Consider the following 15,527-nt stretch of genomic DNA (forward strand, 5'->3'; position numbering starts at 1 on the left):
ACGAATGGACAAAAAACGGTACGAGATTCCTATAATCTATGAAGCAAATATTTTATTCATCATTTGTCACTTATAGATTATAATTTAATAGAACAAATTTTGATCAACATAATGAAAGCGCATCCAATAATGTGGATGAATGTGTGGCTTTACAAAAAGGTTCTTTATCGAATATAGAGAAAAATAGAGATAAGGTAAGGAGAATATATATGAAAGAGGAGAACTATTGCAAGGTCCTTATTGTGGATGATGAAGATTTAATAAGACAAGGAATCAAACATTATATAGAGTGGGAGAACGAGGGATTTGAAATTGTTGGGGAGGCATCGAATGGCAAGGAAGCGCTTGGATTAATGGAAACCATGAAACCACATATTATTTTAACAGATATGGTCATGCCGTTGATGGATGGGGAAGAATTAACCCGTATAGTAAAAGAACAATTTCCTTCGATTGAAATAATCATACTCAGCAGTTTTAGTGAGTACGATTATGTTAGGTCTACCTTTCAAAATGGTGTTGTAGATTACATATTGAAGCCAAAGTTGGATGCTCAAAGTTTATTGGATGTATTGAATGTCGCAAGGCAGAGAATTCCTGTGTTTGAAAAGCAAGGAAAAAAAGATAACGCACAGAAATCTGTCCCAAAACTGCTGGAAAGATTAATAGCAGGATATGAAGTACCACTAAACGACAAAGAGATAAAACAGGCACTTCCTCATTCTACTTTTTATTTATTGGGAATTAAATTAAAGGGAACCGCTAGCTGGAACAGCAATTTAGAGGAACTGCTGGATTTAAATGTACAAGATTATCGTTATTATTTATGCTATCTAGAAGATTCTTATGATGTATTTCTTATTAATACAGACAAAAGCTCTTTATTGGAAAAGCAGCTAGAAGAAGCAGCAATGAAGCTAACATCAAGCCATTTCTTTTTCCTTTCAAATAGATACAATGATTTTTTGCAAACTGGAGTAATATACAAAAATAACTTTTTGAAACTTGTAAATTATTCTTTTTATTTTCCTGACCAATATCACATAACAGAGGAAGAATGGACGAATCATTGTCCAAAAAAAGAGAATTTTAATTTAGATTGGTTTATTGATGAATGGAAACAGAAAAATTTTGATGCTGCATTGGAATATTTAAAAAAACATGTAGAAAAGATGGCTTGCTGCTACAAAATGGAAGTTTCTGAGTATAAAGCCTTTTTTAGTAATATTATTTTTAATTTAACGATTCTTCTTCATAATATGGGATATGAAGTGAAAGAGCTGGATAATGCAAAATACCATTATTTTAATACGATAGATCATTCTCCAACAGCAAAAGATACCATTAATCAACTAGATTTATTTCTTGAAGAGGTAAGGAAATATGTAGTCCATAAGGAAGATCAGCGAATGGTTCCGATTAATATGAAAAGAATCATCGATTATGTTACAGAACATTATGCTGAGTCTTTAACGTTAACCGATTTAGCTAATCATTTTCATTTTAATCCTTCCTATCTGTCCAGCTACTTTTCTACACATAATAATGAAAGTTTTATTGAATTTCTAAATAGGGTCAGAATAGAAAAAGCGGTAAAGCTATTAAAAGATGGGGGAAATTCTATATCAGAGATCAGCAGCAAGGTCGGATATTCAGACCACAGCTATTTCTGCAAAGTTTTTAAGAAGCTAAAGGGATTGTCACCGAGCCAATATAAAAGAAAATATCAAATAAGATAAGAGGAATATCAATGAAGTTTATACCAAACCGTTTTAAACATAATGGGTTGTTTATCATTATGTTTTTATTGACCGTTACCATTGTTATAATTGTCAGCATCAGTATTTCTTGGGCAACTTTAAGGATGTCCGAGAAATTTTTTGTTGAAAAATTTAGTATAACTAATTCGAAAGTGATGAATCAAATAAGTGATAAGTTTGAGTCTTATCATGATTCTATTGTAATCGCTTCAACTAATATCCTTCAAAGCAGTACGGTGAAGAGGGTATTGACTGAAAAGGCAACAAATATCGAAAAAATGCGTTCATTTTATAACTTGGATCAGCAAATGAAATACATTAGATCCAATCTTGACTCTTTTGAGGCAGAAATATTGATTAGTGGGATAAATGGAGTGAATTATACAACCAATCGTTCCTACTGGCCAATTACAGATGAAGAATTAACAGAAAGTGACTTAATAAAGCAAACACGAGTGACACCAAAAAAAATAGTCTATCAGTATTATCAATTGAAAAGTGATGCATCAAATAATAAGGAGCGGTTCATTGTTGCATCAAGGGCGTTAAAAGATCCATTTTCAATGTCTATCTATGGGTCAATGTTTTTTGTTATTTCAGAAAGAGAGTTTAGAAACTTTTATGCTAATTATACTGGGGCAGGGAACGATGTCTATCTTATAGATAAATCTGGTGTTATTTTTTCAAGCAATCAATCAGAATTAATTGGGCAGATGGAGCCAGAGTTGCTCCAACATGTAGAAAAGATCAGCTCTAGCAAGGATCAGTATATTATTGAAGAATTTATGGGAAAAGAACAAATCGTTCTAATGAAATATTTGCCTTCATTTGATATGTATTTATTTAACATTATTGATGAAAAACAGGCGGTAGGAGGGTTATTTGATAAAAAGTCCATTTTTATGATTTGTATGACCATCGTTTTAATCGCCTTAATTGCCATTTTCCTTTTATCTAGAATGTTAACAAATTCTTTGTCCCGTCTAGTAAAACAAATATCTAATGCTTCCCAGAATAAGTTTCATCAATATGTAACAGTTGGTGGGATTTATGAAACCAGGCAAATAGGAAGAGCATTTAATGCAATGCTGGATGAGCTTCATGAATATGTAGATCAATTGCTCCTTGCTCAAAAGCACCAAAGAAATGCAGAGCTTGAGGCGCTTCAGCAGCAGATTAATCCCCATTTTTTATACAATACACTTACTTCCATTAAGTTTACAGTACAGCAAGGAGAAAAGAAGGAAGCGGATGCCATTATCAATTCCCTTATTTCTTTATTGCAAAATACAATTGGCAATGTAAGTGAAACGGTAACAATAGATCAAGAAATAGAGAATTTACAAAGTTATGTTTTTATTAATCAAAAAAGATATGGCAGCCGTATTAATGTCCAGTATTTTATTGATCCAAAATGTAGACAATACCAAATTCCAAAGCTGCTTTTACAGCCATTTGTAGAGAATGCCTTTTTCCATGCATTTACTTTAAAAAATTATGGATACATCCATATCCTTGTTTGGTCAGACAAAAACTATTTAATTTGTGAAGTGGTAGACAATGGGGATGGAATGGAGTTCATTTCTGATAAACATTTGCCTGATACAAAACGGAATCAGCAGTTGTTTAAAGGAATAGGCATCCGCAATGTAAATGACAGAATTGGTTTATTGTATGGGGAACCATTTGGAGTAGATATATCCAGCACTTTAGGGGAGGGAACAAAAGTGAAAATAATGCTTCCAATTCTGAAAACTGAAGTAGGCGAGAAGTCAGAAATAGAATAAAAAAGGGTTAAATTCTAAAAATAATACAATTTTAAAATAGGTTAACTAAAAAAACAAAAATAATTACAAATGTTTAAAAAAATCCTCCTAACAATAAAAAAATGAAAATGGTAGGATAGATATTGTAAACATGATAACGTTTACAAAAAAGGGGGATTTAATATGAAAAAGCTTATTGCACTAACGTTAGTCAGTATATTGCTTCTAAGTGCTTGCTCATCAGGAAGCAGCAATTCAAGCTCATCTGAGAAAAAAAACAATGATATTACGGCTTGGGCTTGGGATCCTAACTTTAATATTAAGGCATTAGAAATTGCGAAAGAATCCTATAAAGAAGAAAATAAAGAATTAAATGTAAAGGTAGTGGAGTATGCACAGGCAGATATTATCCAGAAGCTGAATACTAGTTTAAGTTCTGGAACTACTAAGGGGTTGCCAAATATTGTGCTAATTGAAGATTATCGAGCCCAAAGTTTTTTAAAAGCATACCCAGATATGTTTTATGAACTGACGGATTCTTTTAAAGCAGATGATTTTGCAAAATATAAAATTGCACCAACAAGCTTAGATGGAAAAAATTATGGCATACCATTTGATACTGGGGTAGCAGGTCTGTATGTGAGAACAGATTATCTAGAAAAAGCAGGATATGCTGTCGAGAATTTAAAAAATATGGATTGGGAAAAATATGTAGAAATTGGCAAAAAGGTAAAAGAAGTGACTGGAAAACAAATGTTAACACAAGATCCAAAAGATTTAGGTTTAATTCGAATGATGATTCAATCTAGCGGTGCTTGGTACTTGGAATCAGATGGTGCTACACCAGCAATTGGAAATAATGCTGCATTAAAAGAAGCTTTTAAAACATATAAAGAACTTCTGGATGCTGATATCGTCAAACCAGTATCCGATTGGAGCCAATTTGTCGCAGGGTTTAACAGTGGAGAGATTGCATCTGTTCCAACAGGAAACTGGATTACTCCTTCTATTAAAGCAGAAGCTTCTCAATCTGGTAAATGGGCAGTACTGCCTTTTCCAAAACTTGCAAATGTATCTAATTCTGTGAATGCAACCAATCTTGGTGGAAGCTCTTGGTATGTGCTAAATACGGATGGAAAAGAAGAGGCAGCAGATTTCTTAGCAAAAACATTTGGATCGAATGTTGACTTATATCAAGATTTAGTGAAAGAGATCGGTGCAATCGGTACGTATCAACCTGCTGCTGAAAGTGAAGCATATAAAGCAAGTGATGAATATTTTGGCGGACAAAAAATGGTAGAAGATTTTTCTAAATGGACTAACGATATTCCACAAGTCAATTATGGATTGCACACATATGCGATTGAAGATTTACTTGCAACGGGAATGCAAGATTATTTAAAAGGAAAAGACTTGGATAAAGTATTAAAAGATGTTCAAAAACAAGCAGAAGAACAAATCAAATGATGTAAGATTTTATAAGAATAATAGCTAACTAGAGGACTTCGGGGATCTCTTAGTTCCAGGTGAGTGAAGAATTCTCCTATGGAATTGGGAGAGGACTCCGAGGTTTTTTATTTACTCAGTTGAGGAGCAATGAACCTTAGGGATAGAAGTTTTACTTTATCCCGAATTAATGGGCCGATAGGAGTTGATAGATATGGCTACACCAGAAAAAGCAATACATGGCATAACAAGTGTTCCAAAAAAAAATAGCATAAATCATAAATTAAAAAGTACTTTAATAGGATGGTCTTTTATAGCCATTGCGACCATTTTTATTTGCTTATTTTACTTTTACCCAATGTTAAAGGCCTTAATATTATCTTTTCAGTCAGGAACAGGAATGAACCTTGAATTTGTTGGATTTGACAACTATGTGCGGTTATTTAAAGATCCAACTTTTTTAACGACAGTAAAAAATACTGTCATTTACTTAATCATTCAAGTACCTATTATGATACTGTTAGCACTGTTTCTATCTGTATTATTAAATAATAAAACATTAAAATATAAAGCTTTTTTTCGCACAGCAATCTTTTTGCCATGTGTCACTTCTTTAGTCGCATATTCAGTTATCTTTAAATATTTATTTAGTCAGGATGGATTTATCAATCAAATGTTAATGAAGTTAGCCATCATCTCACAGCCAATTGAATGGTTGACAGATCCTTTCTGGGCAAAGATTACAATCATCCTCGCTATTACTTGGCGATGGATTGGCTATAATATGATTTTCTATTTATCAGCACTTCAGAATATTGATGAATCTATCTATGAAGCTGCTAGAATGGATGGGGCTTCTTCAGTACAACAGTTTTTTAAGATTACCATTCCTAATTTAAAGCCAATTATTCTCTTTACATCGATTACTTCCACAATTGGAACATTACAATTATTCGATGAAGTAATGAATATTACACAAGGCGGTCCGGGAAATGCAACAATGACGATTTCACAATATATCTATAATCTGTCATTTAAATACACGCCAGATTTTGGCTATGCTGCGACTGTCTCTTATGTAATTGTTATTCTGATTGTTCTATTCTCCATTCTTCAATTTAAAGTGGCAGGTGATAAGCAATGAAAACGAATAAAGCAAAACTGATATTTAATTATACGGTCTTAAGTGTTGCAACGATTATATCCATTTTCCCTTTTTTATGGATGATTGTAAGTTCCACTAATAAATCGGTTGATGTTACACAAGGAAGATTATTGCCTGGAGCGCATCTTATAGAGAATATAAAAAACTTGCTGCATTCCGTAGAGCTTGTTCCTGCATTGCTTAATTCAGCCAAGATATCCATATTAACTACTATATTGTCATTGATTATTGCATCGTTGGCTGGTTATGGCTTTGAAATTTATCGCAGTAAAGCAAAGGATATTGTTTTTAATATATTATTGCTTTCCATGATGATTCCTTTTGCGGCATTAATGGTGCCATTATTTAAAATGTTTGGCTCCATTTCACAAACATTCCCAATGATTGGAATTGATACAATGGCAGCGGTTATTCTTCCTACCGTTACAACTGCTTTTCTTATCTTTTTCTTTAGACAAAGCACAAAGATGTTTCCTAAAGATATTTTGGAGGCAGGGAGAATTGACGGCTTATCCGAATTAGGTGTTTTCTTTAAAATTTATGTACCTACAATGAAAACAACTTATGCGGCTGCAGCTATTATTACATTTATGTCTAGCTGGAATAGCTATTTATGGCCGTTAGTTATTCTGCAATCACCAGAAAATCAAACCATCCCATTGCTTATATCCAATCTAGGATCTAGTTATTCACCAGATTACGGAGTGATTATGACAGCAATTGTCATTGCTACACTTCCAGTTGCATTAATATTCTTTATTATGCAAAAACACTTTGTGGCAGGTATGATGGGCTCTGTTAAATAAAAGTATAGAAAAAAGAAGAGGAGTGTTTATCCATGACAAAAAATCCAATGTTACAGTGGTTAGAAGATCCAAGTGTATTTGCAGTCAATCGAATTCCAGCTCATTCGGATCATTATTATTATGAAACAATGAAAGAGGCAAAACGGTTAGACTCCATGATGTTAAGGCATTCATTAAATGGCAATTGGAAATTCCAATATAGTATAAATCCTAGGATGCGACCTGAGAAGTTTTATGAACTGGATTTTGACTGCTCTAGTTGGGGGAATATTACTGTTCCAGGACATATTCAAATGCAAGGGTATGGACAAATGCAGTATGTAAATACAATGTATCCATGGGATGGCCATCATGATATTCGCCCACCGGAAATTCCGAAGGAGGATAATCCAATTGGCAGTTATGTAACTTCTTTTGTTCTGCCAGATAATATGAACAACAAATCTGTTTATCTATCTTTTCAAGGGGTGGAAACAGCATTTTATGTGTGGTTAAATGGAGAATTCGCTGGTTATAGTGAAGATTCTTTTACTCCTTCTGAATTTGAAATTACTCCGTTTCTTAAAGAAGGGGAGAATAAATTAGCAGTGGAAGTATATCAAAGAAGCACTGGCGCTTGGTTGGAGGATCAAGACTTTTGGCGTTTTTCTGGCATTTTTCGTGATGTTTATTTGTACGCGACACCAGAGTTTCATGCCATCGATGTAAAGGTGGATGCGACTTTAGATGACACATATATATATGGAGCCATAGCAATTGATTTAAAGCTTTCTAATGCAAATGGGTATGTGAAGGCAATGCTGGAAGACAAAAAGGGCAAAAAAATTTCAGAAGAAGTATTCTCGCAATCTGGGAAACTAGAAGTTGACCATCCATTGCTTTGGAGTGCTGAAGATCCGTATTTATATACTTTATATCTTCAATTATTTAATGAAAAAGATGAATTGGTAGAAGTCATTCCCCAAAATGTTGGTTTTAGAAGATTTGAGCTTATTAATAAAGTGATGTGTTTAAATGGCAAACGAATTGTCTTTAAAGGGGTAAATCGCCATGAGTTTCACCATCGTAAAGGCCGGGCAATCAGCAAGGAAGAGATGCTTTGGGATATTCAAACATTAAAAAGAAATAATATTAATGCTGTCCGAACCTCCCATTATCCAAATCAAAGCTATTGGTACGAGTTGTGTGATAAATACGGTGTATATGTAATTGATGAAATGAATTTAGAAACACACGGTTCTTGGCAAAAGATGGGGGCGGTAGAGCCATCATGGAATATTCCTGGAAACAAGAAGGAATGGCTTCCAATTGTAATGGATAGAGCTGTTTCTATGTATGAACGGGATAAAAATCATCCTTCTATCCTGATTTGGTCATGTGGAAATGAATCTTATGCAGGGGAAGTCATATTAGAAGTATCCAAATATTTTAAGCGAGTGGATTCAAAGAGGCTTGTTCATTATGAAGGGATATTCCATAACCGGGATTATGATGAGATCAGTGATATGGAAAGCAGAATGTATGCCAAACCGGCAGATATTGAAAAATATTTAACAGAAAATCCCGCTAAACCTTATATTAGTTGTGAATACATGCATGCAATGGGCAATTCCCTTGGAGGCATGTATAAATATACCGATTTAGAAACGAAGCATGAGCTCTATCAAGGTGGATTTATTTGGGATTACATGGATCAAGCTGTTGAGAAAAAAGACATCTATGGACAGGAGTTTTTAGCATATGGCGGAGATTTTGATGACCGGCCAACAGATTATGGCTTCTGCACAAATGGAATTGTCTATGCAAATAGAGAGCTGTCGCCGAAGATGCAGGAAGTAAAATACCTTTATCAAGATTTTAAATTGACAGTAGATCAAGATAGTATGGTTTTAAAAAATGAAAGCCTTTTTACAAACACAGAAAAATACTTATTAGAATATCGCCTCTATCTGGAAGGTAAGGAATTGTTTTTTAGCACAGCAATAATTGCCGCGCCTCCAAGGCAAAAAGAGCAATTAGCATTTAATTGGCCAGAAAACATGTTTGAAAAAAATGGAGAATATACCATTATAGCATCCCTTCATTTAAAGGAGAGGAAGGAATGGGCAGATAAAGGATATGAAATAGCCTTTGGCCAGACTGTGTTTATGGTTGGGGAAAAAGAAGCAGAAGCGCCATTAACAATTGGAAAAATGAGAGTAGTAGAAGGCGATGTCAATATTGGCGTGCACGGCAATGATTTTTCAATTATGTTTTCTAGGCAGGTGGGCAGCTTAATTTCGATTAAATATGGAGGAAATGAAATGATTTCCCAGCCTCCAGCACCATTATTTTGGAGGGCTACGACAGATAATGATAGAGGTTTTCAGCAGCATTTTAATTCTGGCATGTGGTTTGCTGCAAGTCTGGCCCGCAAATGCACCAATATCGAACTCCACCAAGAAGAGTCATTGGTAAAAGTAGAGTTTACCTATCATTTTTCCATTCACCCTGAGTTAGAGGCAAAGATAGCATATATCGTTTTCAGTGATGGAAGTATTTCCGTAAAAACGGTATATAACGGGGCAGATAATTTGCCGCAGCTGCCGATTTTTGCTGTTTCTTTTAAAATGCCAGCAGAATACCAGCAGTTAGAATGGTATGCCAATGGGCCAGAAGAGAATTATAGTGATCGGGCTAAAGGAACGAAACTAGGAATCTTTAAAAATACAGTGGCAGAGAATATGTCAAGCTATTTAATGCCGCAAGAATCAGGAAATCATACAGGTGTTAGAAGATTAAAGGTCACAAACATGGAGGGGGCGGGGATAGAAATACAATCTATTAAAGAGCCAGTAGAATGTAATGCCTCCCCCTATACAGCTTTTGAGCTGGAGAGTGCCAATCATCTTTATGAACTTCCTCCTATCCATAATACAGTATTGACTATCGCCGGAAAACAAATGGGAGTTGGCGGCGATGACAGCTGGGGAGCACCTGTTCATAAAGAGCATGTGATAGACAGCAATCAGCATCTTGTATTTGAATTTTTGTTAAAGAGAGTTTGAAGAAAACAGAAAAGCAGCTTTTATAAAGATAGAAAATGCTGGGCTTAGATCTTATAGTTTAGAAAAGTATATCGAAGCACGTTGTTTTGCTTTCATAGTAGGAGATATAGCAGGAAAGACATGAGATGATCAATGATTTTGGATATAAAAAAGAATAGCATTTTTCCGCCAATTCGATGCTTCGTTTTACTGCCTATTGATAGCACTATATCATTTGCTAGTTAAAAGTCGCATATTCTGCGGCTTTTTTCTATGAGAAAAAGGAGAAAAGCAGATTTTTTATAGATGATTCTTTAAATTTTCATTTTTGTAATCTAAAGGACTCTTTTTTCTCCAAAATAACTCTTATATAATTAGTGATAGCGTGACTATAACAGCATATCGGAGAAAAGACATGGCGAAAGAACTAGTGTTTTACATAGTTGTCGATATTTTTGGAGCTTTATTAAGTTTATTTTTAGGTATATATGCAGTATTAAAAATAAGAAATACTCCTGGCGGGAAGCATTATATTATTGCTACTTTGCTATCATCTTTATTTACATTGTTTTATGTGTTTGAGCTGACAAGTTCATCCTTAGAAGAAATTAAAATGTGGATTAGAATGGAATATTTGCCATTATCATTTCTTCCTGTTTTTATTTTATTGATGTGTTTTGAATTTGTTGGAGCAAAGATTAAAACTGGCTTCTATTATGTTCTTTTTGGTTTGCCTATGTTGACTATTTTTCTGCAATTTACAAATGATTATCATCATATTTATTATACTTCGATGAAATTAAAGGAAAACAGCCCGTTTCCTGTAGCAGATTTAACTGGCGGACCATGGTTTTATATTCATTCTATTTTTTTATATGCCTGTGTTGTGATCAGCATCGTTATTTTATTGAAGCATGTTAAAATGGTTCACTTTAAATTTAAAATGCAGTTGATATTAATGTCTTTAGGTCTTTTTGCACCAATTATTGGAAGCATCTTTTATTTAAGCGGGACAAGTCCTTACAGCATTGATACAGGACCTATTTCGATGAGTTTGTCCTTTTTATTCCATGGTGCGGCTTTATTCTCTTTTCGAATGTTTAATGTTGCCCCTATTTTCAGAGATATTGTGTTTGAAAGCATGAAAGAAGGGGTGATTGTTTTAAATGAGGAAAGGAAAGTGGTTGACTATAATCATGTAGCAAAAAAAATTGTACCAACACTTAAGAGTAAGATGATTGGATATCGCCTGGATGAGATTTTGGAAAAAAATTCATTGCTGTTAGAAATAATTCAGCAAGAGAAAGAACAGGATTATAAATGGAGCATCGATCAAAAAACTGGGCACTATCATATAAGCTATTCGCCTGTTTACAACAAAATGGATAAGCTGATTGGAAAAGTTATTACTTTTAGCGATGTAACGGAGAGAGTAGAAATGCAGGAAAAGCTGCAGAAGTTGGCAAGTATTGATGGATTGACACAGGTATATAATAGAACTTTTTTTCTGAAGGAAACAGAAAGATTGATTGAATCACTTTCTATAGAGGGTGCTGAAATTGCCTGTATTATGTTCGATATTGACCATTTTAAACAGATTAACGATACACATGGACATGAAGCTGGTGATACGATTCTAAAGCATGTCGTGAATATGGCGCAAAGCAGTCTTAATGAAGAAGATCTAATTGGCCGTTTTGGCGGAGAGGAATTTATTATTTTTATGCCGAACTCTTCTTTGCAAGATGCATACAAGCTTGCGGAGGAGACCCGCAAGAAGATTTTCGAATCAAATAAATTAGTGAACGGCAAAAAAATAACTGTAACATCTAGTTTCGGAATTTCTAATACCATCACTAAATTTGGCAAAAATCGGCCATCTTTTGAAGAATTAATGAATCAAGCGGACCAAGCATTATATACAGCCAAAAGAACTGGAAGAAATTGTGTTTGTTTATTTGCTGATATGCTGCAAAAGACGTAATGAAGGCTAAATAAAGTCAGCGTATGTATGGATTGGAAAATTTAATTAGATAACAGCCTGCGAATCGGAAAGCGGCTGCTTGTAATTTGTCATTATGTTTATTTTTTTAGAAGAAGTGGTAAACAATAAGTACTGCTAAACCAAATGGAGATGGCCGAGGCCTTATTCCATTTTAATAAAATGGAGGTAATGACAATGACAAAAAACACAACAGATTCTCCAGCAGGAAAAACGTATTCTGCAAAAGACAAGCATAAACAAGAACATGGAGACGAAGCATTAAAAGGACTTAGCGAAACGCATGAGCAAGCAACAGATACGTTAACAGAAGGTACCATTGACCAAAAAAAGGACAAAGAATAATTCCTTTTCAGGGAAACAAGAAGCAATTAGCTTCATCCAAAAAATTATATTAAAAGAGCAGGGGGATTTTCTATTCTCTGCTCTTTTTTGTTTGAAAAATTAACCAAATAAAGATATATGTCAGCTATAATGGTTAGATAAGGAGACTTTTTTATGGATACTATCAAATTGGAGTGTGATGACATTGACAAATAGAATTCTTGTGTATCGGGGCGAATTTGTAGAAAGTACACATAATGTTCATATTGCAGTAGTAAATAAAAAAGGAGAGTTGCTGTATTTTTGCGGCGATCCTCATCGTTTGACATTTCCTCGTTCTGCAATGAAGCCATTTCAGACAGTGCCTTTAGTCGAAACAGGTGCAAAAGAAGCGTTCAATTATTCTGTTCAAGATTTAGCATTAAGCTGTGCCTCTCATGCAGGGGAAGATTTTCACAGAGAGCATGTGCTGGCTATTTTAAAGCAGATTGGCTTAAATGAAGAAGCTTTGCAATGCGGAACACATACTCCATGGAATATAAAAAGCTATAAAAAGCTTCTTCAAGCAGGAAAAGATATTACCCCTGTTTATCATAATTGTTCTGGCAAACATTCTAGCATGTTAGCAACTGCTGTACATATGAAAGAAGATATCCATACATACCGTGAAGTAAATCATCCTGTTCAGCAGAGAATTCTTGCTGCCATTGCTGATATATGTGAAGTTTCAAAAGAATCCATTGGTTTAAGTGTGGATGGCTGTGGTGTGCCTGTTCATCAACTGCCGTTAGATAAAGCAGCCTTAGGGTATGCGAAATTAGCCAAGCCAGAAGGGACAGTGAAGGGAAAGCGTGGGGAAATTCTGCTGGAAATTAGAAATGCCATGACGCAGCATCCTGAAATGGTTGCTGGCACTAATCGGTTTGATACGGATATCATGAAAGCTTATAATAAGCAAATTGTTGCAAAGATAGGGGCGGAAGCCGTTCAATGCCTTGGATTGGTAGAGAAAGGAATTGGCATTGCAATTAAAGTAGAAGACGGAAGCACACGAGCTGTCCATGTTGCTTCTATGGAAGTGCTGAATCAATTAGGGATGAAAGATGATCATATTTTTGATGATTTAAGCAAATATGTACACGCGCCTGTATACAATGCAAGAAAAGAAGCGATTGGAGCTATAAAAGCGGATTTTCTTTTGCAGAAGGTTTTCCATTAGAGGGGAGTAAGCTGATTGAGAAATAGAAAAAATATATTTATAAGTATCGCTATCATTGGATGTTTGTTTATAGGAGCCGTATTATATGCTCTTTTTGAAAAGAATGATTCCTATCAGTATTATACTGGGTTGGGAGATAACTTTGATCTTTCTTCCGATGATCAAAAAGTTGTTTTTTCCTATTATAAAGACGGAAAAGAAGCGATTTTTGCAGCAGATAGAGAAGGAGAAAATGTCGAGCAATTAACAAGTTTTGATTCTTTAAGGCATCATCAGCCACAACTTTCTTCTGATGGGAAGCATCTTCTTTATTTAGCAAAAGATGAAGAGGGAAATAATTCTCTTTATGTAGCGAATAGTGATGGATCAAGTGGGAAAAAACTTACCTCTTCGAATCTGCATATTTTCAAAGCATTATTTTCTGCCTCTAATGATATCATTTATTTTACGGCAATGCCGGCAGAAGCTTTTCACAAAGCAGAAGGCGAAACAAAGGAAGGGCAGGATATTTATTCGATAAGCATTAGTGGAAAAGAGATAAAACAATGGACAAATCAGGATTATTTTAACATAGATACATTTTTTCTTTCTCCAAATGGAAAGGAATTATATTATGGGGAAGATAGTGATTATGTTTATACACTTGTGTTGGAAAGAAATGAAAAAAAAGAGTCTCTTTTTTCCAAATTTGATGTAGATGAGAGCTATTCTAAAATATTATCGCCAGATGGATTGAAAATGGCTTATACAGCAGTATCAGAAGAATCAGAAAATGCTAGTCATTATGAATATGAATTATTTTTACAAAATTTGAATAGTGGGGAAATAACTAAACTAACAAACTTGAAAACATCTGTAACGGTTCCCAAGTTTTTTTACAAAGAAAATAAAATGGCTTTTTTAGAGCAGCGCAATTGGCCAAATGATCCAGCTAAGTTCATTTTTACAACTATAGATTTGGATACCAAAAAAATAGAGACTGTATCCTTTGCCATGCCAAAGTCGGCTGAAAGCAGCCAATGGTTTATGAAAACAATAGATGTTGCAGTAAACGGGATCACGATTTCAATTCTATATATTTTATTTATCGTTTTTTTTATTATAGATCATGTATATTTTCGTGCAAAAAAAGGCTATTTGCCGCCGATTATCAGTTTAATTATTACTATCGCTGTTTTTATCACAAGCATCATTGTGGCGATCACCGTTAATCCATGGTATGGAATATCCTTTGGAATGATAGGCGCTGGATTATTAGGATGCACGGCCATCTTATTTATTTTTACATTAGCGTTAAATGTAATAAAAAAAAGAAGAGCTTAATAAAAGGCTGGAACATAAGTATTCCATCTAAAGATAAACAAGAATGATTATACGTAATTTACGTATAATCATTCTTGTTTAACGAAATTTTAAAGGGGCGGTTTCAGTAAAGTTTGTTGTTATTACCCGCAGCCTGAATACACTTCGCTTTCCGTGGGGCTCGAGCTGAGCCGCGGAAAGGGAGTGTCTGTAGCGCAATGGAACGAATTAGTTTTTACACTTGACTATATGTAAAAACACAAGTAACCAAGATTGCGAAACCAGCCTTTATTTTAAAGCTAACTTAGAGATTATTCGTCTTTATAGATTATCTAATTAATTGTGTCCCAACCTTTTGTTTGCTTATAAGAAGATTCGCTTTAATAAGAAAATAGGAAAAAAGAAAAGGAGTGGATTATATGCCAAACGAAATAGTGTTAGATGGAGAATCGATTGTTGTTGGGAGTTTTAAACAGGAAAAGATAGATGGTCTCCATAAAATTTACGTCGTTTTTCCTGTAACGAGCGAGGAGTATCATCGTATTAGCACATTGCTATATCAAGGGACATTTGCTGTTTTTGTTCCAGAACTAAATTTATCATTCAGAGGAACAATTCAGCAGTATTTTACCTCTATTACAGATTTATATAAACAAGGGAATGTGGGGGAATTTACCTTAAGCTTAATAGAATTAAAAGGGTAAGGTGAGA

11 protein-coding genes are annotated in these 15,527 nt (G+C 34.5%); all 11 read left to right on the forward strand.

Annotated elements, in window-relative coordinates:
• The first annotated feature begins 209 nt into the window (after positions 1 to 209).
• The 11 genes from NCCP28_RS07695 (at position 210) to NCCP28_RS07745 (ending at position 15,520) form a co-directional block, all read left to right on the forward strand.
• On the forward strand, positions 210 to 1,739 hold the full coding sequence (locus tag NCCP28_RS07695) for a response regulator transcription factor (protein WP_248560810.1): 1,530 nt from the start codon (positions 210 to 212) through the stop codon (positions 1,737 to 1,739).
• Positions 1,740 to 1,750: 11 nt separating this feature from the next.
• Positions 1,751 to 3,547 carry a sensor histidine kinase gene (locus NCCP28_RS07700; protein WP_248560811.1) on the forward strand — a complete coding sequence of 599 codons (1,797 nt, stop codon included), beginning with the start codon at positions 1,751 to 1,753 and terminating at the stop codon, positions 3,545 to 3,547.
• Positions 3,548 to 3,709: 162 nt separating this feature from the next.
• Positions 3,710 to 4,993 carry an ABC transporter substrate-binding protein gene (locus NCCP28_RS07705; RefSeq protein ID WP_248560812.1) on the forward strand — a complete coding sequence of 428 codons (1,284 nt, stop codon included), beginning with the start codon at positions 3,710 to 3,712 and terminating at the stop codon, positions 4,991 to 4,993.
• Positions 4,994 to 5,186: 193 nt separating this feature from the next.
• Positions 5,187 to 6,116 (forward strand): carbohydrate ABC transporter permease, encoded by a 930-nt coding sequence (locus NCCP28_RS07710; RefSeq protein ID WP_248560813.1) that lies wholly within the window; start codon positions 5,187 to 5,189, stop codon positions 6,114 to 6,116.
• Positions 6,113 to 6,943: a carbohydrate ABC transporter permease gene (locus tag NCCP28_RS07715; protein ID WP_248560814.1), complete on the forward strand. Its 831-nt coding sequence runs from the start codon at positions 6,113 to 6,115 to the stop codon at positions 6,941 to 6,943. The genes NCCP28_RS07710 and NCCP28_RS07715 overlap by 4 nt, the downstream gene beginning before the upstream one ends.
• Positions 6,944 to 6,975: 32 nt before the next feature.
• Positions 6,976 to 9,990, forward strand: a complete 3,015-nt coding sequence (lacZ, locus tag NCCP28_RS07720) for a beta-galactosidase, LacZ type (protein ID WP_248560815.1) — start codon at positions 6,976 to 6,978, stop codon at positions 9,988 to 9,990.
• 394 nt (positions 9,991 to 10,384) lie between these two features.
• On the forward strand, positions 10,385 to 11,953 hold the full coding sequence (locus NCCP28_RS07725; RefSeq protein WP_248560816.1) for a histidine kinase N-terminal 7TM domain-containing diguanylate cyclase: 1,569 nt from the start codon (positions 10,385 to 10,387) through the stop codon (positions 11,951 to 11,953).
• Between the two features lie 195 nt (positions 11,954 to 12,148).
• Positions 12,149 to 12,316: a YozQ family protein gene (locus NCCP28_RS07730; protein ID WP_248560817.1), complete on the forward strand. Its 168-nt coding sequence runs from the start codon at positions 12,149 to 12,151 to the stop codon at positions 12,314 to 12,316.
• A 184-nt stretch (positions 12,317 to 12,500) separates the two neighbouring features.
• A complete protein-coding gene (locus NCCP28_RS07735) occupies positions 12,501 to 13,514 on the forward strand; it encodes an asparaginase (protein ID WP_248560818.1) in 1,014 nt (337 codons plus the stop codon).
• Between the two features lie 15 nt (positions 13,515 to 13,529).
• Positions 13,530 to 14,837 carry a TolB family protein gene (locus tag NCCP28_RS07740; RefSeq protein ID WP_248560819.1) on the forward strand — a complete coding sequence of 436 codons (1,308 nt, stop codon included), beginning with the start codon at positions 13,530 to 13,532 and terminating at the stop codon, positions 14,835 to 14,837.
• Positions 14,838 to 15,235: 398 nt separating this feature from the next.
• Positions 15,236 to 15,520, forward strand: a complete 285-nt coding sequence (locus NCCP28_RS07745) for a DUF3219 family protein (RefSeq protein ID WP_248560820.1) — start codon at positions 15,236 to 15,238, stop codon at positions 15,518 to 15,520.
• Positions 15,521 to 15,527 lie beyond the last annotated feature (7 nt).

Source organism: Niallia sp. NCCP-28, assembly GCF_023168165.1.
Taxonomy (GTDB): domain Bacteria; phylum Bacillota; class Bacilli; order Bacillales; family Cytobacillaceae; genus Niallia.

What these genes read in the sequence shown, in the direction of transcription:
- NCCP28_RS07725 (WP_248560816.1), top strand. Translation starts at nt 10,385, where the DNA reads ATGGCGAAAGAACTAGTGTTTTACATAGTTGTCGATATTTTTGGAGCT.
- NCCP28_RS07695 (WP_248560810.1), top strand. Translation starts at nt 210, where the DNA reads ATGAAAGAGGAGAACTATTGCAAGGTCCTTATTGTGGATGATGAAGAT.
- lacZ (WP_248560815.1), top strand. Translation starts at nt 6,976, where the DNA reads ATGACAAAAAATCCAATGTTACAGTGGTTAGAAGATCCAAGTGTATTT.
- NCCP28_RS07705 (WP_248560812.1), top strand. Translation starts at nt 3,710, where the DNA reads ATGAAAAAGCTTATTGCACTAACGTTAGTCAGTATATTGCTTCTAAGT.
- NCCP28_RS07710 (WP_248560813.1), top strand. Translation starts at nt 5,187, where the DNA reads ATGGCTACACCAGAAAAAGCAATACATGGCATAACAAGTGTTCCAAAA.
- NCCP28_RS07715 (WP_248560814.1), top strand. Translation starts at nt 6,113, where the DNA reads ATGAAAACGAATAAAGCAAAACTGATATTTAATTATACGGTCTTAAGT.
- NCCP28_RS07745 (WP_248560820.1), top strand. Translation starts at nt 15,236, where the DNA reads ATGCCAAACGAAATAGTGTTAGATGGAGAATCGATTGTTGTTGGGAGT.
- NCCP28_RS07730 (WP_248560817.1), top strand. Translation starts at nt 12,149, where the DNA reads ATGACAAAAAACACAACAGATTCTCCAGCAGGAAAAACGTATTCTGCA.
- NCCP28_RS07700 (WP_248560811.1), top strand. Translation starts at nt 1,751, where the DNA reads ATGAAGTTTATACCAAACCGTTTTAAACATAATGGGTTGTTTATCATT.